Source organism: Pontibacter toksunensis (assembly GCF_042686245.1).
In the GTDB taxonomy this organism is placed as follows: Bacteria; Bacteroidota; Bacteroidia; order Cytophagales; family Hymenobacteraceae; genus Pontibacter; species Pontibacter toksunensis.
Window position 1 is genome coordinate 143,855 of record NZ_JBHUOX010000010.1, and the last position, 22,292, is coordinate 166,146.

Annotated in this window: 23 protein-coding genes and 1 pseudogene; 13 read left to right on the forward strand and 11 right to left on the reverse strand. The window is 47.9% G+C overall.

Annotated features, from left to right (window positions below):
* Positions 1–38: 38 nt before the first annotated feature.
* The 5 genes from ACFS7Z_RS14580 to ACFS7Z_RS14600 form a co-directional block, all read right to left on the reverse strand.
* On the reverse strand, positions 39–605 hold the full coding sequence (locus ACFS7Z_RS14580; RefSeq protein ID WP_377485828.1) for an HD domain-containing protein: 567 nt from the start codon (positions 603–605) through the stop codon (positions 39–41).
* 63 nt (positions 606–668) lie between these two features.
* Positions 669–1,514, reverse strand: coding sequence for a potassium channel family protein (locus ACFS7Z_RS14585; RefSeq protein WP_377485830.1), 846 nt, complete (start codon positions 1,512–1,514; stop codon positions 669–671).
* A gap of 105 nt (positions 1,515–1,619) precedes the next feature.
* Positions 1,620–2,099: a hypothetical protein gene (locus ACFS7Z_RS14590; protein ID WP_377485832.1), complete on the reverse strand. Its 480-nt coding sequence runs from the start codon at positions 2,097–2,099 to the stop codon at positions 1,620–1,622.
* 564 nt (positions 2,100–2,663) lie between these two features.
* Complete coding sequence (locus ACFS7Z_RS14595; protein ID WP_377485834.1) at positions 2,664–3,488, reverse strand: TVP38/TMEM64 family protein; 825 nt, start codon at positions 3,486–3,488, stop codon at positions 2,664–2,666.
* Positions 3,481–4,314 (reverse strand): rhomboid family intramembrane serine protease, encoded by an 834-nt coding sequence (locus tag ACFS7Z_RS14600; RefSeq protein WP_377485836.1) that lies wholly within the window; start codon positions 4,312–4,314, stop codon positions 3,481–3,483. Before ACFS7Z_RS14600 ends, ACFS7Z_RS14595 begins: the two co-directional genes overlap by 8 nt.
* 241 nt (positions 4,315–4,555) lie before the next feature.
* Here ACFS7Z_RS14600 and ACFS7Z_RS14605 point away from each other — a divergent pair, with 241 nt between their 5' ends.
* A complete protein-coding gene (locus tag ACFS7Z_RS14605; protein WP_377485838.1) occupies positions 4,556–6,415 on the forward strand; it encodes a glycoside hydrolase family 3 protein in 1,860 nt (619 codons plus the stop codon).
* 60 nt (positions 6,416–6,475) lie between these two features.
* The gene (locus tag ACFS7Z_RS14610) at positions 6,476–7,189 is read left to right on the forward strand and encodes a DUF6565 domain-containing protein (protein WP_377485840.1); all 714 of its coding nucleotides are present in this window, start codon (positions 6,476–6,478) and stop codon (positions 7,187–7,189) included.
* 254 nt (positions 7,190–7,443) lie between these two features.
* Here the strand turns inward: ACFS7Z_RS14610 and ACFS7Z_RS14615 are convergent, their stop codons facing one another.
* A complete protein-coding gene (locus tag ACFS7Z_RS14615; protein ID WP_377485842.1) occupies positions 7,444–8,079 on the reverse strand; it encodes a class I SAM-dependent DNA methyltransferase in 636 nt (211 codons plus the stop codon).
* A 791-nt stretch (positions 8,080–8,870) separates the two neighbouring features.
* Here ACFS7Z_RS14615 and ACFS7Z_RS14620 point away from each other — a divergent pair.
* Positions 8,871–9,461, forward strand: coding sequence for a hypothetical protein (locus ACFS7Z_RS14620; RefSeq protein WP_377485844.1), 591 nt, complete (start codon positions 8,871–8,873; stop codon positions 9,459–9,461).
* A gap of 97 nt (positions 9,462–9,558) precedes the next feature.
* On the opposite strand, the gene gyrB is transcribed toward ACFS7Z_RS14620, so the two are convergent.
* Together gyrB and ACFS7Z_RS14630 are read right to left on the reverse strand one after the other, a co-directional pair.
* A complete protein-coding gene (gene gyrB, locus ACFS7Z_RS14625; RefSeq protein WP_377485846.1) occupies positions 9,559–11,517 on the reverse strand; it encodes a DNA topoisomerase (ATP-hydrolyzing) subunit B in 1,959 nt (652 codons plus the stop codon).
* Positions 11,518–11,801: 284 nt separating this feature from the next.
* Entirely contained in the window at positions 11,802–12,440 is a 639-nt protein-coding gene (locus ACFS7Z_RS14630; RefSeq protein WP_377485848.1) for an SIMPL domain-containing protein, read from the reverse strand.
* 184 nt (positions 12,441–12,624) lie between these two features.
* On the opposite strand from ACFS7Z_RS14630, the gene ACFS7Z_RS14635 reads away from it, so the two are divergent.
* The 8 genes from ACFS7Z_RS14635 (at position 12,625) to ACFS7Z_RS14670 (ending at position 16,585) form a co-directional block, all read left to right on the forward strand.
* The gene (locus ACFS7Z_RS14635) at positions 12,625–12,954 is read left to right on the forward strand and encodes a DMT family protein (RefSeq protein ID WP_377485850.1); all 330 of its coding nucleotides are present in this window, start codon (positions 12,625–12,627) and stop codon (positions 12,952–12,954) included.
* Positions 12,955–13,111: 157 nt separating this feature from the next.
* Entirely contained in the window at positions 13,112–13,537 is a 426-nt protein-coding gene (locus ACFS7Z_RS14640) for a DUF2267 domain-containing protein (protein ID WP_377485852.1), read from the forward strand.
* A gap of 205 nt (positions 13,538–13,742) precedes the next feature.
* Complete coding sequence (locus ACFS7Z_RS14645; protein WP_377485854.1) at positions 13,743–13,979, forward strand: hypothetical protein; 237 nt, start codon at positions 13,743–13,745, stop codon at positions 13,977–13,979.
* 117 nt (positions 13,980–14,096) lie between these two features.
* Positions 14,097–14,249: a hypothetical protein gene (locus tag ACFS7Z_RS14650; protein WP_377485856.1), complete on the forward strand. Its 153-nt coding sequence runs from the start codon at positions 14,097–14,099 to the stop codon at positions 14,247–14,249.
* A 123-nt stretch (positions 14,250–14,372) separates the two neighbouring features.
* A complete protein-coding gene (locus ACFS7Z_RS14655; protein ID WP_377485858.1) occupies positions 14,373–14,804 on the forward strand; it encodes a GNAT family N-acetyltransferase in 432 nt (143 codons plus the stop codon).
* A gap of 270 nt (positions 14,805–15,074) precedes the next feature.
* Positions 15,075–15,509: a hypothetical protein gene (locus ACFS7Z_RS14660; protein WP_377485860.1), complete on the forward strand. Its 435-nt coding sequence runs from the start codon at positions 15,075–15,077 to the stop codon at positions 15,507–15,509.
* Entirely contained in the window at positions 15,493–16,182 is a 690-nt protein-coding gene (locus ACFS7Z_RS14665) for an SCO family protein (protein ID WP_377485862.1), read from the forward strand. Before ACFS7Z_RS14660 ends, ACFS7Z_RS14665 begins: the two co-directional genes overlap by 17 nt.
* On the forward strand, positions 16,169–16,585 hold the full coding sequence (locus tag ACFS7Z_RS14670; protein WP_377485864.1) for a c-type cytochrome: 417 nt from the start codon (positions 16,169–16,171) through the stop codon (positions 16,583–16,585). The genes ACFS7Z_RS14665 and ACFS7Z_RS14670 overlap by 14 nt, the downstream gene beginning before the upstream one ends.
* 19 nt (positions 16,586–16,604) lie before the next feature.
* On the opposite strand, the gene nudC is transcribed toward ACFS7Z_RS14670, so the two are convergent.
* Positions 16,605–17,543, reverse strand: coding sequence for an NAD(+) diphosphatase (nudC, locus tag ACFS7Z_RS14675; RefSeq protein WP_377485866.1), 939 nt, complete (start codon positions 17,541–17,543; stop codon positions 16,605–16,607).
* Between the two features lie 142 nt (positions 17,544–17,685).
* Positions 17,686–18,189, reverse strand: coding sequence for a phosphoheptose isomerase (locus ACFS7Z_RS14680; protein WP_377485942.1), 504 nt, complete (start codon positions 18,187–18,189; stop codon positions 17,686–17,688).
* 329 nt (positions 18,190–18,518) lie between these two features.
* On the opposite strand from ACFS7Z_RS14680, the gene ACFS7Z_RS14685 reads away from it, so the two are divergent.
* The gene (locus ACFS7Z_RS14685) at positions 18,519–18,710 is read left to right on the forward strand and encodes a CsbD family protein (protein WP_377485868.1); all 192 of its coding nucleotides are present in this window, start codon (positions 18,519–18,521) and stop codon (positions 18,708–18,710) included.
* 148 nt (positions 18,711–18,858) lie between these two features.
* Here ACFS7Z_RS14685 and ACFS7Z_RS27425 read toward each other — a convergent pair.
* Positions 18,859–19,319: pseudogene (locus ACFS7Z_RS27425) on the reverse strand (transposase); the annotation flags it as partial.
* Between the two features lie 432 nt (positions 19,320–19,751).
* On the opposite strand from ACFS7Z_RS27425, the gene ACFS7Z_RS14695 reads away from it, so the two are divergent.
* Complete coding sequence (locus ACFS7Z_RS14695; RefSeq protein WP_377485872.1) at positions 19,752–22,292, forward strand: PAS domain-containing sensor histidine kinase; 2,541 nt, start codon at positions 19,752–19,754, stop codon at positions 22,290–22,292.

A 22,292-nucleotide genomic window follows, 5' to 3' on the forward strand; every position in this document is an offset into this window, starting at 1 on the left:
ACGGGAGCGCTGCTACAAAATACAACTGCTCCTTCTGCTTAGTTTTCTGAATTGCTGGCCTGAGGCAGCAAAGCCAGTTCCTCCTGGTGTTGCTGCAGCACCTGAATAATAAAGCCGATGTGCTCAGAAATATCTACTTCGAACAACTCAGCGCCTTTCCGTACTTCTTCCCGGTCTACGGAGGCAGCAAAGCTTTTCTGCTTCAGTTTCTTTATCACAGATTTGGCCTCCAGCCCCTGCAGGCGGTCAGGCCTTACCTGCGCACACGCTACTACAAAACCGGTTATTTCGTCGCAGGCTATCAGAGCCTTATCCAGTAAGGTGTCGTAGCTTACTCCCCAGTGCGTGTAATGCGCTGAAATAGCATGCGCTATTTCCTCCTCCCCCCGCTCACGCAGCAGGTTTACGATTACGTTCGGGTGTTGGTCCGGGTAGGCCTCATAATCTGAGTCATGCAACAGGCCCGTTATAGCCCACCTGCTTTCATCTTCTCCTAACTTCCTGGCATACGCCTGCATCACCAGCTCCACAGTGCGGGCGTGGCGGAGAAGGCTTTCGCTGGTCGTCATGCTGTTCAGTATTTCTACGGCTTCTTTGTGTCTCATGCTTTCGGTTGTTCTATTTCAAACCCCCAAAATACATAAACTTCTAAAGCTGTCAAAAAGGGATTATACTTCCGGGGGAGTGTTGGGCTGGCCCGGCGATGGATGCTCCTGCCGGGGCAGCGATGCCTGCAATTCTTCCCGGAGCAGCCGTATCTCCTGTTGCAACGCCTTTACCTGCCTTGCTCCTACTACCTCTGCATCCTCGCTGCCAGCATCACGGTCTATAAAGAAAGTGGCTAAGGTAGCCGTAAAATAGCCGAAAACGGCAAAGCCATACATGGCCAGCAGCAGGCAGAGTACCCGTCCTTCCGGAGTAACCGGGAAGTAATCGCTGCCAATAGAGGTGAGCAGCATCACAGTCCACCAAACGGCTTCCCCATACGTTTTAAGGCCATGTTCGTTTTCGAAGGCATACATACCCGCCGCTCCTGCTGTAATCACCACCGAGGTCAGTGTTGCCACATAGCCGAAGGCACGGCGCTTCATGGCCTTGCCGAGGCTGCGCATACCCCTGTTGATGGAACCGACTACTTTTACAAGCCGTAGCCCCCGTGTAGCCCGCACGGTGCTGATGAGCCTGAAAGCCCTCGTAATACGGAACAGGCGCAGGGCAGGAACAGCCAGTGAGATGGTAGTGAGCACATTGTTTTTGAGGAAATTGAGCTTGTGGGGTGCCAGTATGAACTTGAGTACAAAGTCGAGAATGAAGAGTATCCAGATAACAGTGCTGATAAGCTCCAGCACCGGACTTAAGCCCCAGATAAACTCCACCACGAGCAGCACCAGCCAGATAAAGCCCAGCACCACCATAGGCAGTTCCAGCGCATCCTGCAGTCTTTTCAGCAGCTCATAACGCTCCTTCTCCAGTTCCTGCTTGGCTGCGCCTTTTTCCTGATCTTCTTTCGTCATATAACGGTTTGCATCAAAGGCATCGCCCGTTTAGTGGGCAATACTGCTTTTCAGCATAGGGTACGGCGCAGGCAACAGTTCGTTCGGCTGGTAGCTCCTGTTATGTTAATTGAGTTTGGCGATTTCTACATTCTTCCAGAAGCCCATTACCTTGTCCTTCTCCCCTACCAGAATATCAATCTGATTGCGGATGCGGCGGTTCATCACATCGCGCACTATATACAGGCCATCCAGTTCGTCCGAGACTCCTGTTATCTGAAGGGAATCACCGTAGCTGATATCGCCACCCCAGCGGCTGTGCAGGTCACGGGAGACGGCTATCCAACGGTGCTTTTTAGGATTTTTCTTATTGATGCGGGAGCCATCTGCGGTAATGTACGGGGTGGAATCCGTCTGGCCCGGCACTGGATGATAAATGGAAGCGGAAACAGTGAAAGTGGCTGTAGGAACTAGTTCAGGCTCTGTTTCTTCTATTTCTCTGATAGTGCGGTCGGGGGCTTTTAAATGCCAGGTAAGATTTTCGTCTTTTTCTTCGATTTTCGTTTCGGGGGATTCCTCATCAAACAAGGAAAATTCTTCTGCCACGGCTAATACAATTGAGAGTAAGGCGGCGAGTAATTTAGTCCTAAACATTAGTTATCCTTTTCGTGGAACATCGATTTATTTTTCAATAACCCGCTTAAACGACAGGAAAAGAGAATGGTTTTATTTTGTTACATGAGGCGGTTAAAAAGGTAGTTTTCTCCTAAATTTTACTTCATTATTATTTTAATAATAATTTATATAAACAGGACAATAGAAAATTTATATATAGTTGTGTCTGTCCTGTATTATTTCAAAGAACAATTGCACTTAAAAACAACAAAACTGACACTTAATATGACACAGCTTATACCTTAATATGTGGAACACAACTGTACTTATCCTTTCCCCACAACCAGTTTCCTGATTTTTCAGTTACCGGAGGAACGGGCAAACAATGCATCATCCATGAGAAAGGACTCACCCTGTCACACAAAAAAGAAGCGTCTCCGGAAAGAGAGCTAGCTTGCTTCCGGAGACGCTTCTTTTTCAGGTTAAAAATAATCTACTTTATTTAAGGAAGATTGAATTCAGGCTATACCAGAACAGAAGCCTGCTGTATCTGCATTACTTTTTCTTTATATACTTATCGTAGATGATGTAGCCGATAAACGCGGCGAGGCTGACCACAGATACCCATATCAACCCGGTTTTTAACCGCTCGTTGTTCTGACCAAGCCAGGCTAGAAGAACCGTCAGGGGTACAATTCCGGCCAGTGTTGCCCCCAGAAATTTGATGTAGCCCATACGGGCCAGTCCTGCCACAAAGCTAACCGCATCATTCGATAGAAAAGGCGAGATACGGGCGATGATAACAGCCCAAATCCCATAGTTATCAACAAACTTAACGATTTTCTTTTCTGACTTCCGGCCAATCAGCTTACTGACACCTGCTTCTCCCAGGCCGTGACCAATCCAGTACCCGACGGTAGAAGCTACCGCAACGGCCGCAATGGCGATAAGGGAACCCCAGAAATGCCCGTAGGCAATGATGGCTACCAGCATAAGCGCTACTGCATTAATTACCAGCAGAAACATCTGGGCTACCATAGCCAGTATGATAAAGAACGGCCCCCAAAAGCCGAACTGGCTTACCCAATCCGATATGCGCTGCTCGTCCCCGCTCGTCAGAACATCCCATGCTTTATCTACTTCCTGCTGAAAGGACGGGAATATAAAATAAGAAGCTACCAGTGCCGCTATGAGTATGCCTGTGATAATAAGCGGCCACTTACTTTGCTTGAATTCATCGTGATCTTCCTGCTTGTCTTTGTCCGCAGGAGCAGATTCCTGCTGCAGGTGCGGATGGTCATAGTCCCCCCGCAGGTGATCGTCTTTCTGGGGAAAACCGTCGTTATTATACCGCTTTTTGTATTTTTCGTCTTCAGTCATACTTCCTGTTGAATCCTGCTTTCCATCTGTTAGACGAAACAGGAGCACGCTTGGTTGGCATTTTAGCAGCACCAGTGGCAGGATTTAGGGTGTAGGAGTAGGTAGTTTTATCTTTCTTTTCCTCCCGAACAGCATAATGGATTCCAAAGTAATGATAGTGCACTCCCAAGGTATTGCTCATATGCCGCTGTACAACTTCTGGTTCTATGGGCTTTTGGTCTGCCTGCTGTGGATTAGGTTCAGCATATACAATGGCTGCAACAAGCCCCGCTACCAGACCGGCTATGTGCCCTTCCCACGACACATGTTCCTCGTTCGGGAACAGGCCATAGAACAGACCGCTGTACAAAAAGAGCACCGCCAGGGAAACCGCCATCGAGCTCCGGTTCTGCTGCAGGAAACCTTTGAACAGCAGGAATCCTGCCAGCCCATACACTACCCCGCTCGCTCCTATATGGTAAGCCTGCCGGCCAATAAACCACGTCAGGATGCCGCTCAGCACATACACCAGCAGAATAACGCGCGTAGCCGTCGGGCGGTGCAGGAAGAGGATGAACCCTGACAACAGCACCAGCGGAAAGGCATTGGAGAGCAGGTGCAGCAGGCCACTGTGTATGAGCGGACCTGTAAACACCCCAATCAAGCCAAAGAAACTCCGCGGCAGCACACCAAGCCAGATCAGGCTGGCTTCTGTCAGGTAAGTCAGCAGGCTGATGAGCGCCAGAAGTGCCACAAACAGGGTTCCGGGCAGAAAACTGTAGCCAAAGTGTACGTGCTCGCCCTGCAAATCATCATAGGTATTGCTTTCAGATAGAAGTACAGCCATAGGGGTAATTAGATGGATAAGTCTGTGACATCTCCATTAGTTTTATGAAAGATACAGTTAATGAACAAAAAACAGTACATTTTGCTTTACCTGTTCATGCAGTTCTTACGTACTGTATTGGCCCGGTGTAAACTAAAAACTGGAAGCACAGGCTATCACCCCCGCAACCTGGATATTTGCAGCGCGGGTACTTTTTAAGTTCAGGCTGGTAAGTGCAGGTGGTGGCGATAAGAAACTAAAAATGCATACTGTTACTCCATATACTGTTAGAAGAATATTATGCTGCCTCACGTTGGCGCTACTGCCGCTGTTGTTGTCCTGCGAGAGTTCTGACACTACACGGCAAACCTATGCTGAGAAGCAGCAAGCATATTTCCCTGTTGAACGGGTGGATTATGTACGCCCTGCTTCCCTGATAACAGCGCTGCGGGATACTTCTTCTTCCTTTTGGGTGGATTCCGTTTTTAATACCCTGACTCCTGAAGAGCGCATCGCACAGCTCATTGTGATAGAAGCTTTCTCGGATCAGGGGGCTGCGTATGAGGCTGATGTGCTCAACCTGGTGAAGCGGTACAAAGTCGGGGGTATCATCTTTTTCCAGGGTGGGCCGGTGCGGCAGGCTATCCTCACAAACAGATACCAGGCAGCCTCCAAAGTGCCCCTGTTCATTTCGATGGATGCAGAGACAGGCATCGGAATGCGGCTCGACAGCACTGTGCAGTACCCCTTCCAGCAGATGCTAGGCGCCGTAGCCGATAATGGATTGATTTACGCTATGGGAGCCGAGGTGGCAGCAGAATTTAAGCGACTCGGCATGCATGTAAACTTCGCGCCTGTTGCCGATATCAACAACAACCCGAATAACCCGGTTATCAGTTACCGATCTTTCGGAGAAAACAGGAAGGATGTGACAGCAAAGAGCCTTGCTTTTATGCGAGGCATGCAGGAAAATGATATCATTGCCGTAGCCAAGCACTTTCCGGGCCATGGCGATACGGATGTGGACTCACACCACGACCTGCCGGTAATTCCTTTTGCCCGCGAACGCCTGGACTCGTTGGAGTTGTACCCGTTCCGGGAGTTGATAAAGCAGGGGTTGGGTGGTGTAATGGTAGCTCACATGCACATCCCGCAGCTCGATTCTAGTGCCAACCTGCCGTCTACTTTATCTAAACCTATTGTAACCGGACTGCTGAAAGAGGAGTTGGGCTTTGAGGGGCTGGTGTTTACCGATGCCATGGTGATGAAGGGTGTGACCAAACACTTTGAGCCTGGTGTGGCGGAGGCACGTGCGCTTGTGGCTGGTAATGATGTCCTGGAACGTCTAAAAAGCGTCCCCAAGGCTATCATGGCCATAAAAGCAGCCATCAGGCGGGGCGAAATAACACAGGATGAAATTGACCGCCGCTGCAAACGCATCCTTACAGCCAAGCAATGGGTAGGGTTGGATAATTACACGCCCATTGACCTGAACAACCTGTATGAGGACCTGAACCCGAGTGCAGCCGACAGTACAAACAGTGCCATTGCAGAAGCTGCTCTGACACTCCTGAACAACAGGAAGAGCATGCTGCCGTTGAAGCAGAAGCGCGGCCTTCGTATTGCAACTTTGTCTATCGGAGCCAGGCGCACCATGGCTTTCCAGCGCGAGGTGAAGGAGCGTGCCAAAACCACTGACTTCGTTATCTCACGCAAAGCCAAAGCAAAGAAAACAAGGAAGCTCTGGAAAAAGCTACAGCAGTATGATGTGGTGCTGGTGGGGCTTTACGGACCCAGCATCCGGCCGAGCAACAACCTGGGCTATTCTAAAGAGGCCCGCGAACTGGTGCAAAAGCTGGCAGCCTCTAATAAGGCCGTCATCACGCTCTTCGATAACGCCTATGCGCTGAACCAGTTCCCGGGAATAGAGAAAAGCAAGAGCCTGCTAGTGGCTTACCAGCCGCACTTCCACGCACAGGAAGCAGCCGCAAAATTGATTTTCGGTAAGATACCGGCACGGGGGACCTTGCCTGTTACGGTAAACAGGTATTACGCCTATGGCGATGGCATCAGCAAAGACAAACCTCTGATCACGGCGAAAAACCCCTTAGCTACCCGGTAGTTATCTAAAAGAAGCTCTTTTCGTACATAAGGCAGAAGCATTTTTTAACACTAGATAACTATGGATACTTTAATGGTAACATTTAGATATACTGCAATGCTCTGCTTAAGCCTTGCTCTCTGGAGCTGTGAAAACCGCCGCGAAGTGGAAACGACAGAAGAGATAACCGTGGACACCGCTGAAAGTGAAGACACAGCCCGTGTGGTGAGAACAGGCAACACAGCAGAGGATGAACTGGAGGAGTTCAGGGCCTGGTTAAACCGGCAGACAGAGAAAGGAGACACCGCCATACGCCGGGAGTGGCCGCAGGTGCGGGAAGAGCTACGTGAACGCAATGCCAGGCTGGAGCAGAAGTTTGACAGCCTTTCGGAACAATCGAAAGAAGAATTCAGAACGCTGCAGGGCCGTTACGAGCGTTGGGAAGACCGGCAGGAACGCCGGCAGGATCAGCCACTTGATCCTGCCAAAGTAACCCAATGGCAGAACCAGTTGCTGGACGAGTACAATAACCTAAATAACGTACAGCCTGAGAACATACGGGAGGCATACCTTACCTTGATGGGTGAGGTAAGAGCCAAGCGCAGCAACTGGACGCAGGACGATTGGGACTATGTAGACTACGTGTACAGCCAGCTAAACCAACGCCGCCGCGAAATTGAAAACCAGTTAAGAACCAGTGATAAGCTTAAGATCCGCACCCTACAGGCGGAGTACCTGGCTCTCGAAGGCTCTGCTGATACCCAGGATATGTTGCGCGGCAGCGCTAACAGATAAAAGACGTAATACAAGTCATATAATCAGAAAAGCTGGTCTTATGCCAGCTTTTCTGATTATATGACTTGTTGTTGATGTAGAACCTGTGAAGAGCTTTCGCAGCCTTTCAAAGCTCCTGCCGGGCCTGAGCGCCTTCTTTCGCTTTTTTCCTCTAACCTCTCATACGTGTCCTGTTTCAAACCTATTGTTAGTGGGTTGTGCAACAGGCACACAGTTCACATTACTTTCCCAGGCATGAGTTGAGTAGTATACTGTTAAACTTTTATAAAAAGCAGTGTCAAGATTCTGGGAGTGCTGTTCTTGTTATCGTTATCAAAATATTCCTTTACCTCTTCAATCCTGAATCCATTCTTCTTGGCAGCATGTATGAATTCTGATATATGATGAGTAAAGCACGTTACTTCCTGTAGCCCGGCTTCGGTATTAAATCTGGCTTTGGTACCTGAATACTGCTTAAATGGATGCAGCTCCCCTATATAGAGGTACCCTTTTGATGCTATTGCGCTAGCTGCTTTTTGAAAAATGCTTTCTAAATCTTCTATGTGCTCTAAAACAAGACTGAAAGTCATAAGGTCATATGTCTGATGCACAAAACTCCAATCCTGGGTGATGTCTGCCTGATAGAACCGTACCTTATCTGATACTATTTTCTCTTTGGCTATTTTGAGCATTTCTTCAGAAAGGTCTACGGATGTAACACTTTTTGCTTTGGTTATCAGCCACTGTGTGTTCTTCCCTGTTCCGCATCCTATTTCCAAACAATTTTCAAAGTCTGTTTTCGCTAAAGTATCCCTCAGTGAAACTGCTTCCATGTCCCTGGTATTGTTCTTGTTCGTATCGTATTGTTCTGCCCAAATGTTATAGGCCTGTTTTACGTCCATTATTTCCATTGCTTTTGTTGAAAGTTCTGTCGTCTATATTTAGTAGCTAAAGCGCGCAAGGCGTATTCGATACAGGCGCTGCTGCTCGCTCACCTGCAGCACGACACAGAGCAGGTGCACCGGCCAGTATCCTCTATACTCTTTCCTATACCCCATGTACCCGCACTTACTGACAGTACAGCCCTAGAAAATATATCGAGCACTCCCTGTTTGATACCCTTCTAATACTGGCCGCGCTTATCTGTTATCACTATTCTTTCTCCTCATATTGCCAGGGCTAATCAATTGTACCAGTTTATAATAGCACCTCAACGCGAGTTCGCTCTAGTCAATCCGGTTTACATCAATCATGCTGAAATTGGTATAGTTGAAGCAGGACACAGGCAAAGCGCTATTGGCTTGTAAAATTAGGAAAGAAAATAATTAGCAATAAGTCATACTCTGTTTAGAATAATACATGAATGCTAAAAACAATATACTATTGCACATCGGGTATAAGCTTGAATACTAGCATAAAACAGAATTAAATAACTCTTCAAAAACGAATAAAACAAAAGTGTAAATGGGCAGCAGTAAGAAGGAAATTTTGATTAAAGCGGCTATTTCCAGCTTATAATACAGGTAGAACCGCTGCATAATATCATGCGTGCGAGTGCAATTATCTATGGTGCATATCCTGCTAGCAAATTCTAATGATACTAAATAATCTCTTTTGATGAATACCATTGATTAAGCCATTGTATGCTGCCTCACTGCCAGCTACCTATAGTGCGACTACTACAACCTATACCAAATAAAACATGAAAAAGAACACGATTCTACTACTGTCATTGGTGCTGCTGATTTGGGCAGTGCCTGTTACCACCCAAGCGCAGAGAGGCAAAGACTTTACAGCCGCAGATGCAGACCTACTCTTTAAGAAGATGCAAGGTACGCATCTGGTGAAAACAATGATCTGGCAGCCTGATCAGGTGAATTTCTTTAATTCGACTGGTAGCGTACGCTACAGCAGAAACGAAAATAAGATTTTGCACGAGGAGTTTGAAATTATACAGCCTGATGGGGTAACGCAGCAAGTAAAGGGCATGCTGCGTTATGATGAAGAAAAGGAACATTTTGAGTTTGTACAGTTTAATCCGAAAGGAAACGCAATCGTGATGATGAGAGGTAAGTGGGATCCAGATTTTTCCATGATACATCTGGATCCCATTAAGCATCAGTGGCAGTTAAATGGCAAAAGAAGAAAGCAACAATTGCAGATTCGGTACATCTTCTTTGCTAGTGGCTCTTTCAAAAAAGTACTCCTATCACCTGACAATACAAGCCCTTCTTTTATTGTTACAGATTACCACTGCCTACAGCACAATGTAGCCCAATCACAACAGCCTTAGCTCTAATCTTAGTGCAAAGCAGATTCATATAAACCAGTAGCGGCTATACCTAATGAAAGATATAGCCGCTGCCGGTTATGGTAGTTTAAGAACTGAATTACACGTCTACACGGGCATACTTGGCGTTTCGCTCAATAAAGTCGCGGCGTGGGCCAACTTCATCGCCCATCAGCATCGAGAACAAGTGGTCAGCCTCAGCGGCAGAGTCAATGGATACCTGCTTTAAGCTGCGGTGTTGAGGGTCCATGGTGGTGTTCCAGAGCTGTTCCGGATTCATCTCACCCAAACCTTTATAACGCTGCACACCTACACTGTCCTCACGGCCTTTGCCCAGTTCCTGTATCGCCTCCACACGGTCCTGCTCACTCCAGCAGTAACGCTCCTCCTTGCCTTTCTTCACAAGGTATAACGGCGGAAGCGCAATATAGATGTAACCGTTTTCAATCAACTCCTTCATATAACGGAAGAAGAAGGTCAGAATAAGCGTACGGATGTGAGAACCGTCCACGTCCGCATCCGTCATAATGATAACGCGGTGGTAGCGAAGTTTCTCCATGTTTAGGGCCTTGTCGTCTTCTTTTGTTCCGAAGCTCACACCAAGGGCCGTGATCATGTTCTTGATTTCCTCGTTTTCGTAAATGCGGTGCTCCTGCGCTTTCTCTACGTTCAGGATCTTACCCCGCAGCGGCAGTATAGCCTGGAACTTACGGTTACGGCCTTGCTTGGCAGAACCACCCGCTGAGTCACCCTCTACCAGGTAAATCTCACAGTTCTCAGGGTTGCTATCTGAGCAGTCGGCCAGTTTGCCTGGAAGGCTGGTGCTGGAGAGCACGCTCTTGCGCTGCACCATCTCACGCGCCTTTCGCGCTGCAAAACGGGCCTGCGCCGCCAGTATCACTTTCTGTACGATAATACGAGCCTCCCTTGGATTCTCCTCCAGGTACTGTGTCAGCATTTCGCCTACAGCCGTATCCACAGCACCGGAAACCTCTGAGTTACCCAGCTTGGTTTTTGTCTGGCCTTCAAACTGGGGCTCCTGCACCTTTACTGAGATAACGGCAGTGAGTCCTTCGCGGAAGTCATCACCGGCAATTTCTATCTTCACCTTGTCCAGCATACCAGACTTGTCGGCGTAAGACTTTAGGGTGCGGGTAAGGGCACGGCGGAAACCAGCTACGTGCGTACCGCCCTCTATAGTATTGATGTTGTTTACATAAGAGAAAATATTCTCAGCGTAAGAGGTGTTATACTGCAGGGCAATTTCCACTGGCACACCGTTCTTCTCGCTTTCCACGTGAATTGGCTCCGGTATCAGGTTTTCGCGCGTCTCATCCAGATAAGCCACAAACTCCTTCAGACCACCTTCTGATAGGAAGGAAACAAACAATGGCTCTCCCTGATCGTCCATCTCCCGCAGGTCCGTCAGGTTAATGCGGATGCCCTTGTTCAGGAACGACAGTTCGCGCAAACGACCTGCAATGGTATCATACTTATACTCGGTGGTGGTGAAGATAGAGGCGTCCGGCTGAAAGCGAACAGTTGTTCCTGTCTTGTCGGTGTTGCCAATCTCACGCACCGGGAAAGCAGGCACACCGATGTTGTAGTGCTGCTCGTAAATTTTGCCGTCGCGGTGCACCGTAACATGCAGGTCGGTAGACAGTGCGTTGACGCAGGATACCCCCACTCCGTGCAAACCACCGGATACTTTATAGGTGTCTTTGTCGAACTTACCACCAGCGTGCAGCACCGTCATAACTACCTCCAGGGCCGAGCGGCCTTCTTTAGTGTGGAAATCTGTCGGAATGCCGCGTCCGTTGTCGGACACTGTGATGGAGTTGTCTTCGTTTATAGTTACAGATATTTCGTCGCAATGACCGGCAAGAGCTTCGTCAATAGAATTGTCTACTACCTCCCATACCAGGTGGTGGAGGCCCTTGATACCGATATCGCCGATGTACATGGCCGGACGCTTGCGAACTGCTTCGAGTCCCTCCAGTACCTGGATGCTGTTGGCTGAATAATTGTTAGCTTTTGCTATCTCTTCTACGTCACTCATGTTGTGTTATCAGAAAGATTGATTAGGTAAAATTACTACTTTTATTTCGTTTATGCTATACATTTGAGGGTAAACAGGCGGCTTTGAACACCTCCTACATACCCTCCCTTTTTCCAACAGGCACAAACGCTTCTATATCAACAAAAAAGGCGGCTGATTAGTGCCGCCAGCTCCTGCGAACATCTTTGTAAAACACAAAAAGGCAACCTGTGCTGACAGGTTGCCTTTTATCAGTTTAGAAACAGGAAAATATTACCCAGCATGCTGCAAATGGCAGAAGGCAGCTACAGCAGCCTCGCCTTTACCTTCACCCGAGACACCATGCGACGATTAAAGTCGTTATATTCCGGACCGTAGGGTACTGTGTTATCCATCTCTTCCACGCCTACGATCTTATAACTGCCTTCGCCGGGGCTCAGGAAGTTTAGTTTTGCCTTCGCGTTTTCCAGCGCCTGCTGCATCAGTTCCTGCTGCACCTGCTGTCGTTTGGCGGGGTCTATGACAGTGCCCGATACGTTCACGCTGAACGGGAAATTATGGCGCAGCACATCCTGCATAATGCGGCCGTACATGGCACTGTCTGCCACAGTAATATTATAGGAAACGCTGGTCTGGTACATCTCGGGCTTTATCTTCTCGCGGCCCATCTGCTCCGGCATATAGTGTATGTAAATGTTCTCGCTCGTGAGCACCATATTGGGCACTTGCTTCTGTAGGGAATCGGCCCATTCCATAAACTCGTTGCGCATGCCCATCGGGCCGTTGTAAGACAGGTTGAGACGGTAACCTGCATCTGGCATGGTTTGCTCATGCTCTCCGATGACTTCCAGATAATCTTCTTTTTCCTCGTCACGCACCTGGCAGCTACTCAGGGTGCCAAAGCCGGCTAGCAGCACCAGCACCCACACATGTACTTGCTTCATAGTTATATAGGATAAGAGTATATAGTTTTCAAATAACGAGAATCATGCCAGATAATTGCAGATGCAGCCTGGCTTTAGAAAATGCTGCACAACAGCAGAAATGTATCATAACAGCAGAAATGTATCATATACGTATACTACCAGTGCATAAAATCCCCAGATTTGCAGGCAAAAACAAGATGCGATGCGAACGATTATCCTGCTGCTCATCTCCAACATCTTTATGACTTTTGCCTGGTACGGGCACCTTCGTTTCAGGGAGGTGTCGCTCTGGAAGGTAATTCTCATCAGCTGGCTGATAGCTTTTTTTGAATACTGCTTTCAGGTGCCCGCCAACCGAATCGGGTATGGCCAGTTTACAGCCTTCCAGCTTAAAACGATACAGGAGGTCATCACGCTGGTGGTATTCATTGGCTTTTCGGTGCTGTACCTGCGCGAGGATCTGAAGTGGAACTACCTGGTAGGTTTTCTCTTCATTTTAGCCGCCGTTTTCTTTGTGTTTAAGAAGTGGTGAAGGACGCGGTAAATCCATTTTACATTATGCCGCCTGGCTCTCTGATTTCAGGCCATGGCTCAGTTCTCTGATTTGATTCATGGTGTAGCCTTAAACCCTCTTTTGTAGCACACGTTCATTTTAATAGATGTTTCACTTTAATGAAAGGAGGAAAACTATGGCAATGAACTTAGATAATTATTTAAAAGACGGAAAGACATGGCTCCATGAGCTTTGCTCTTATTTGGGAATAGAGGATGAGCAAAAAGCAGCAAGGATTTTCCGCTCGGTGCTGCACGCCATCCGCGACCGCATCCCGACCGGTGAGGCCATTCACCTGGCGGCGCAGCTGCCAATACTTTGGAAAGGCATATACTTCCATGGCTTTACTGTACATGAACCCGTGCGCATCCGACACGAAGACGAATGGCTGGAGTTTATCCGCAGCAAGGATGCAGGCGCGGAAGAAGCAGATTTCCCGACACTGGACCACGCGTACTATGCCTACCATGATGTAATGGCTTTCCTTCGCGACCATATTTCAGAAGGACAGTATGAGCAGGTAGCGCAGGCGCTGCACTCAGAATTCACGATACCAGCTTAAGCAAGACAAACTAAAAAAACATCCTAAAGGTCTGGCTACGGTCAGACCTTTTTGCTTGAAGGGGCAGTATAATTTGCATCAAAGAAAATAACTGATAAAAATGCTTTTCTCATAGCTTCTGCCAGTATTCAGTTGTAGTACACTGCAATATTGTGTATCATAGATAAAGTTTTAGCAGCCAACTAGCCGGAGCATCCGCCAGTATATGGAAAACAGATTCGATAGAAAAACCGGGTATGTGTTTGGAGGGGCCAGCAGTTTCTGGTTTGTCTTTGTAGCAATTTCCCTTGCTGTCTGGCTCAGCCCCCTGTTTATGGAGCAGCAAGATTCCCTTACCAGAACAATACTGGTAGGCATGGGTGCTTTGCTGCTGGGCTTGTGCCTTCGGTTCTCCTATAATGGCACTCAGATAGATCCGGAGAAGAAAAGAATAAGAGAATAGACCTCTCTGCTCGGCTACAAAGCAGGTGATTGGGAAAACCTGCCAAACTTTCGCAGAATCCGCTTCACCTCTAACAGCAATCGCGCCTGGAATTCTCCAAACGGCATTTCTCCTACTATGTTCCATACCCGCACCACCTATTCCATTGCCCTTTTCTCCTATGCTGCCACTCCAGATTATGTCATTAAAACAGAAAACAAAAAGGAGGCTTTGCAGGATGTGGAAACACTAAAGGACATGCTGCATCTTGAAGTGGAAGAAAGACTATAGCGATGAAGAAAAGGAAAAGGTAGAATGCTTTCTAGTCTAGCAAGCACAAGTGCACCATCCCATTACCCTGGAGCCTTAGTGTTACTATGCTTTTTTTGATATTTAAACCTATCAATTGTTCTTATGGATGTCATTGTGAGAGAAGTCGCTTTAGAAGATTCGGAGGCAATCTGTAACCTCTTAGAGCAATTAGGCTACAATGCTTTTGTGCCAGAGACAGCAGAACGAATAAAAGCCGTAATGGCAGATGAAATGCATTGCGCTTTTGTTGCAGTAGCCAAAGGAAATGTTGTTGGGTGGATACATGGCTTTTTCGCCATACGGATAGAATCGGCACCCTTTGTAGAAATTGGAGGACTGGTCTTAGACACCAGTGCAAGGGGAGCCGGTGTTGGCAGGAGACTGGTAGAGCAAGTGATGGAGTGGAGTAAACAAAGGTCCATCATCAAACTAAGAGTTAGAACAAATTCAGCACGATCCAAAACACATCAGTTCTACCAGAATTTAGGCTTTACAGAAACAAAAGAGCAGAAAGTATTCGAACTGAAGCTATAGCAGGAAATCGTACAGAACCGAGTCATCAGCCACTCCTTAGCCCATTACCCCCTCTTTACAAACACTGCAAACTAAACTTGTTCTTTGCAACAGGCAGCCATACCTTTGCAGCGTGCCGCACAGGAATAAAAAACTATGCCTTCAACTGCTTTTCTTCTTACAATCAAACTAAGTAGCACCGCTGTTGAATCAGCACGAAAACATGCGCTTCTTATCCAGCCACAACTAAACCTTTTTGCCTTCTAAATCCTTTTATATCTGAAGCAAGTCATGAAGAATCAAATCATACTCATTCTTGTGCCGTTCCTGCTGCTAACTGGCTGCAACCAGGGCTCTTCGGAGGCAACGCAGCAGGAAGAACTGGAGGCAAACGTTATGGCTATACATGATGACGCCATGGCCAGGATGGGCGATATCTATAAACTGCGCCGCAGCTTTCGCAGCCTCCGCGACACTTTAGCGGCCCGGCAAACCGACAGCGCCACTCTGCAGGCACTTCAGCAGCAGATAGACGAACTGAATCAGGCGGATGAAGTGATGATGGTGTGGATGCGCAACTATACTGCTCCTGACAGCCTGCAGCCCGAGCAGGCAAAAGTATACCTACAGCAGGAGCTACAAAAAATTGAGCGAGTACAAACAGTAATGGACAGCACCATTCAGGCTGCCCGGAAAACATACCAGCAATATGAGCAACAGAAATAAATTCACCCTCAAAAAAGCTATCATATCTACTGCAATGGCTTTTTCAGCCGGTTTCCTGTATTCCTGCAGCGAAAGCGACGCAAAGGAAAAGACGCTACCCATACTGGGGGAGCGGGAGGCTGTAGAGCGGGAAGTGAACGGCCAGTTAGTGGTTGACACGCTTTACCACCAGATCCCGGACTTTGCTTTCGTGAACCAGGACAGCCAGCAGGTAACGCAGGAAACAGTGAAGGGTAAAATTTATGTCACAGACTTCTTCTTTACCTCCTGCCCTTCTATCTGCCCTAAAATGAAGAGCCAGATGCTGCGCGTGTACGAGGAATACAAAAACAACCCGGATGTAATGCTGCTCTCCCACTCCATCGACCCGCAGCACGATACAGTGGCGGTGCTGAAGGACTATGCTGACCGTCTAGGGGTGCAATCCAACACTTGGCACTTCCTGACAGGTGAGAAAGACAGTATCTATGATATTGCCTCAAAATACCTGGTAGCTGTGCAGGAAGACGGAGACGCAGCAGGCGGTGGATTTACCCATGGCGGCCACTTTATACTGGTGGATGAGCAGCGCCGCATACGCGGTGTGTACGATGGCACGAAAGAGGCCTCTGTAGACGAGCTGCTACAGGACATCCCGGTGCTGCTGAACGAGCAAAAGCATGCGCAGAAGTAATGGAATAGTGGTGGTGACGGGAATTTTGGCCCTCACCACTCTTACGCAGTGCTTTACAGAAAGAAAGAATGAAGGGCAGCGCCTATACGAGGCGAACTGCCAGAGTTGCCACATGGAAGACGGCAGCGGCCTTCGCAACCTGATTCCGCCTGTTGCAGGGGCTGATTACCTGCAGGAGCACCGTGAGGAACTGCCCTGTCTTATCCGCCATGGCATAGAAGGGCCCATGGTTGTAAACGGCCAGGAATACAACCGCGCCATGCCAGGCCTTGAGACCATGAACACAGACGATGTCACTAACCTGCTCAACTACATTCAGACGAACTTCGGGAATAACAACGAGCGCTATACTTTACCCGAGGTAGGGAAGCTGTTGGAGGCTTGCCCGCCGCACCGGCAGTAAGGCTATACTCCTTGACGGGTTAATAACCTGTTAGTTCTTCAAGTTTATAGGCCCCATTGGCGTTAAACCAGTCCCTGATGAGGCGGTAGGCAATTGAAATTGGTGGTGGAAGGCGAAGGGTTCCATCCTGCAAGCCAGCCTCAATCTCTTTACGGGTAAACCAGCGGGCATCTTCCAATTCATCATTGTCCAATACCAGATTCCGGTTACGCGCCTCTGCATTGAAGCCGACCATGATGGAACTAGGGAAAGGCCAGGGCTGGGAGGAGTGGTAGGTAATCTTCTGAAGCTCCACACCCGTCTCTTCCTGTGCTTCGCGTGCCACCGCCTGCTCCAGCGTCTCACCGGGCTCCAGAAAGCCAGCAATAGTAGCATACATCCCATTCGGCCACACCGCCTGCCGCCCCAGCAGACACGCATCTCCCTCCGAAATAATCACAATAATGGCAGTATCTGTGCGCGGAAAGTGGTGCAGGTTACAAGCTTCGTTCGTGCACTGCCGCACATGTCCGGCATTTGTGCTGTAGGTCACGCTGCCGCAGTTGGCGCAAAACCGGTGGCGCAGGTTCCAGTGTACCATGCCTCGTGCATAAGCCAGCAAAGCTCCATCCGGCTGCGGTAGCTCATGAGCAGACATGCGCAAATCAGCAAGTGCGTAGTCTTCTCCCAGCAAATTCTGCAGCTGTTCCTCCATTCCCTCAAAGCCCAGAACAAAATAAGGCACTACCTCCTCTGAGCCAAGATACACCTGCACCTGTGCCAGCTTTGCCAGATCTTCTGCCTCCTGTTGCCGTAGCACCGCAGCCAATTTTCCTGAACCTGTTTTTTTGATTAGGCTGAGGGATTCGTGCACCACCAACACTCGCGCCTCCTGCTGCTGCCACAGTTGCTGCATGTGTGCCTCATCCGGACGCATTTCTGAAAAGCGGTTCAGGGGGTTATGAGAGAAGAAGTTCATGATAAGGGTAAGGCGGTTGATAATATTTATACAGTTTGATGGCGCGGCATGTTCAATGTACAGGTAGGTAAACCAAAAGAGCCAGCCTGAAAATCAGATTGGCTCTTTCGTATCTTTCTGAGGATAATTTTGCAGACGCCAATTAGCGTCCGAAATCATCCTGCACCCTTACAATATCATCTTCGTTAGACGGGTTCTCTGCGTCAGTGTGCTGCCAGATCTCGGCCAGCACGCCCCACTCCTGTAGCCCAACCAGGCGGTGACGTTCGCCCTGCTTCAGGGTAATGTAATCGCCTGGCTCCAGCATCATCATATCGCCTTCTTCATCTGTGTCGCTGGTAACCACACCTACCTTGCCTTCCACCGCTTTCCAAATTTCGGCACGGCGGTGATGGTACTGCCACGATAGGCGCTTCTCCGGTGCCACCACCAGAATCTTCGGGCTTAGCTTCCCTGATATTTTCAGTTTGTCTACAGACATGCCTTCGAAATAGGTATCGGCAAATTGCTGGGCCTGGCTTTCGTCTATCACAAAGAAACCACCCCAGGGCCTTGACTGGTCCTGCTTGTCGATGGAGAAGCCTTGCTCTGTTAGTTGTCTCTCTATCTGCTTAAACAGCTGCTGCTTGTCGTTTTCAGTAGGCATCATAGTATATCGTTTTCAATAGTTGGAGAATAGATGGTTCATGTTTCTGTTGCACCATCATTAAAAACCGGAAATGTAAAAGTAAAAGTAATTGCTGTTTTCTACCTAAAGCCTTGCGAAAAACTTACGCTATTTTTCTGCATTTCAACTTGGTGCCTCAGCTACTCTGCTCCTTTTGCTTATCCTGTTTAGCCATTAGCTAATTGCATTATATTTCATCATCTTTTTGTAAACCAATAGTTTAAAAACTTTGATTATGTTAAACAACACGTTGAAACAAAGCGCGTAAAGCCTTATAACAATTATGTTCCACATAAAACAAAGCACCTATGAACGAGGCAGAATATAGAACAAAAGGAAACTGGAACGAACTAAAAGGAAAACTAAAGAAGCAGTACGGTGATCTGACAGATGATGACCTGACTTACAACGAAGGACAGCAGGATGAGTGGCTGGGAAAGCTGCAGCAGAAGACAGGCAAAGCTAAAGGTGAGCTGAAGAAATGGATTGATTCTTTATAACAAGCGAAGACCATCAAAGCAAAAGCCGCTCATGTACTATGAGCGGCTTTTGCTTTGATAAAGAGAAACATCAGAACACAGTGCGGCTTAGTCTGTAAAATTTATCTTTTGGTCTGTTATTCAAACTCCCGCTGCTATTAATAATACTGTTATTCCGTACCTTGAGCTTGAGGAGCATGTTTTTCATGTTCTTCCTCATCCTGGCCATCAGGTGCAGGCCCTTCACCAGCAGGAAGGAGAGATAGCCTCTGTCCCCGTAGCACTTGCCCTTCAGCCCCTCTAAGAGACTACTCAGCACCTCTGGTGCTGTCGGCCACGTTGGCCGGAGTGAGGAGCAGGCGCGCCGACGGCCCGAGCGAAGAAGCTCCTCAGCTTCTCGAGCACCAGTCGCTAATAGTAGTACTCGAAGCACTTGAAGCCCGAGAGGTGGTAAAGTGTGGGAATATTCAAGACCACGCTCTCAGAGAGGGCAGGTCTCCTGCCGGCGGGTGCTTCTCGAAGAGCCTTTTGGCAGCGGGTGTTGGGTGAGGTAGTCTTTTACTTCCTTACAGAAATCGTAGATGAAGCAGAAAACTTCCACCACTTTGGCAGATCTATTATGAAGTGCATAAGGCTAAGGAATAGGTGTAACATCGGAAAATATTCCCACCAAATCCTTAGCCTTTCTTGTTGCACAAATACCTGAATTCAAATAAGTTAATCCCCTAATTCAAATAAAAAAGGCGCAGACAAGTTTGTTAACTGAAAAGTGAAACAGGCAACATTGTTTAGCTCAACACCATCAGAAATTAGACATCAGAAATGCAGTTATCCCCGCGTTTCACTTACTATAAATATTCTAAAAGGCACAATCATTTAAACAAGCCTCTATCTAGTAATAATCTAATAAATTAAATATTTAGATTTAAATATACTGTAAGAAGAAAATATTCTTATATCTTGCTATCAGGTTTATTTAGAAAAGAATTGCGGCAATGCCAGGCTATTTATTTTTGGAATAAACCAATAACCCCAAGAACTGGATATAATCCTGAATATTAGATGAAAACTGATCAGGCTCTTTTTGACTTTGAAAAAATGGTGATACATTCTCTCGACCTGATCGGGGGAATTGATCGGGATGGTTACATTCAGTACGTGAGTGATGCCTGCAAACAAATACTGGGGTATGAGCGCAACGAATTAATGGGCCATCACTATTCAGATTTTCTTCAGGCTGATGATTTATTTGACACCATGCAGGCTATCGAAAACCTGAATGGAGACTCCAGGAGAACCTCTTTTGAAAACCATTACATTCATAAAGATGGGCACGTGGTTCCCATCCGCTGGTATGGGGTTTGGTCAGAAGACGATCAGGTGCTTTATTGTGTAGGCCGTGACATGACGACGCAGAAACTAGGCCAATCACGCTTACATGAAAGCGAACAACGGTACAGGGCCCTGTTTGACAATAACCCGGACATCGTGTTTGTTGAAAATAGGCAGGGGCTGATTACGGAGGTCAACCAGCAGGTAGTAAAGACACTTGGGATAAGAGAAGAGTTGTTGGTGAACGCTCCGGCCTCATCCTTCCTTCCTCCCGATATGGCTGCTGTCAATGAAAGGTACCTTCGGCAAGCCCTGCAGGGAGAATCCATGCGGTTCGAGTTTGAGTTTGAGAAAAATGGCAAGGTCAGGATCTATGACACCATTAAATACCCAGTTATTGTAAAAGATGAGGTAGTTTGCGTGCAGACGGTAGCGAAGGAAGTTACGTCTCTTGTACATTCCTACAATACTATCAAGCGGCTGGCCAAAAGGCTAAGCACCATCTTTGAGAGCATCACGAACGCGTTTTTCACCTTAGATAAAGGGTGGAACTTCACTTACATCAACAGCGAAGCGGAAAGGCTCCTTTCCCTTGACAGGGAATACTACCTGGGGAAAAACGCGTGGAGGGAACTACCTTCCGAAATCAATGGCGCCTTCTACCAGCAATACCACTTGGCAGTAGAAACAAGAAAGGCAGTACAGTTCGAGGCTTACTACAAGCCAACGGATGTGTGGCTGGATGTGCGGGCATTTCCGTCAGAAGAAGGCATTTCTGTTTACTTCGATAACATCACCGAAAAAGTAAAGGCCAGACACGAGCTTGAAAAACTCTCATTAGTTGCCAGCAAAACAACCAACGGCGTAATCATCACCAACAGCGCGCGCAGAATTGAATGGGTAAACGAAGGCTTTACCAGACTCACGGGCTATAGTTTAGATGAGGTTACAGGCAAAATACCTTCTGACTTTCTGCACGGTCATAGAACTGACCAAAAGGCCTTTGAAGCGGTGAAAGAGAAAATGAACCGCTGCCAACCGGTGTCTTTTGAAGTTCTGAATTACAAAAAAAACGGGGAAGAATTATGGCTCTCTGTACAAGTGAACCCTACCTGTAACGGGAAAGGAGAAATTTTGGGCTTCGTTACGGTTCAGACAGATATCACCGACAGGGTAAAGTCGCAGCAGGAACTCGAAAAGCTGTCGTTGGTAGCAAGCGGAACGGATAACGGCGTTATCATTACAGATGCCAACGGACTGACGGAGTGGGTAAATGAAGGCTTCACGAAAACGACAGGGTACACCCTCTCAGAAATAGCCGGAATAAAGCCAGGCAAGTTATTGCAGGGAGAAGAGACAGAAGAAGCAACAGCTAAAATGATAGGTGAGAAACTAAGACTGGGAGTCCACTTTAATGCTTTGCTTCTTAATTATAAGAAATCCGGAGAAAAGTTCTGGGTATCGATGGACATCACGCCAGTCTTTGATAACGTGGGAGCGGTGAGGCAGTTCGTTGCTATTCTCAAGGACGTTACCTTCCGGAAAGAGGCGGAAGCCAACCTGCTGAAAATGACCCAAGACCTCTACGCGAAGAACAGCGATCAGCAGCAGTTCACATACCTGGTATCGCATAACCTACGGGCACCCGTTGCCAACGCCCTGGGCCTGGCCAACCTGCTGACCAGGCTCGACAAGAACTCTGAGCTATATGAAAAGTCGTTGTCTACCCTAAGCCAGAGCATCGCACAGTTAGATACTGTACTAAGGGACATTAACACGATTCTCACCATCCGCGACAGCAAAGAGAACCTGGAACAGGAGTTGGTAGACGTAAACCTGGTTATAGAACAGGTGCTGTCGTCGTTGCAGGAGCCGCTGCAGAATTGCGGGGGTGCACTTTTCAATTATGTTGAAAACGAACTTAGCGTGAGCGTAAACAAGGCGTACCTGTACAGCATCTTTTACAATTTCCTGTCTAACGCCATTAAGTACCGCTCAGAAGAACGGCCGCTGGTGGTGCGCATCAAAAGCTTCGGCAACTCCGGCAAGGGCACCTTTATCTCCTTCTCCGACAACGGCTCCGGCTTTGATATGCAAAGGGCAAACAACAACCTCTTTAAGCTGTACAAGCGATTCCATACCGACAAGAAAGGCAGGGGCATTGGCCTGTACCTGGTCAAAACCCATCTGGAGGCCATGGGTGGGCACGTAGAGGCGACCAGCCAGGTGGGTGTTGGCACCAGGTTCCTGATGTATTTGCCAAAAGCCTGA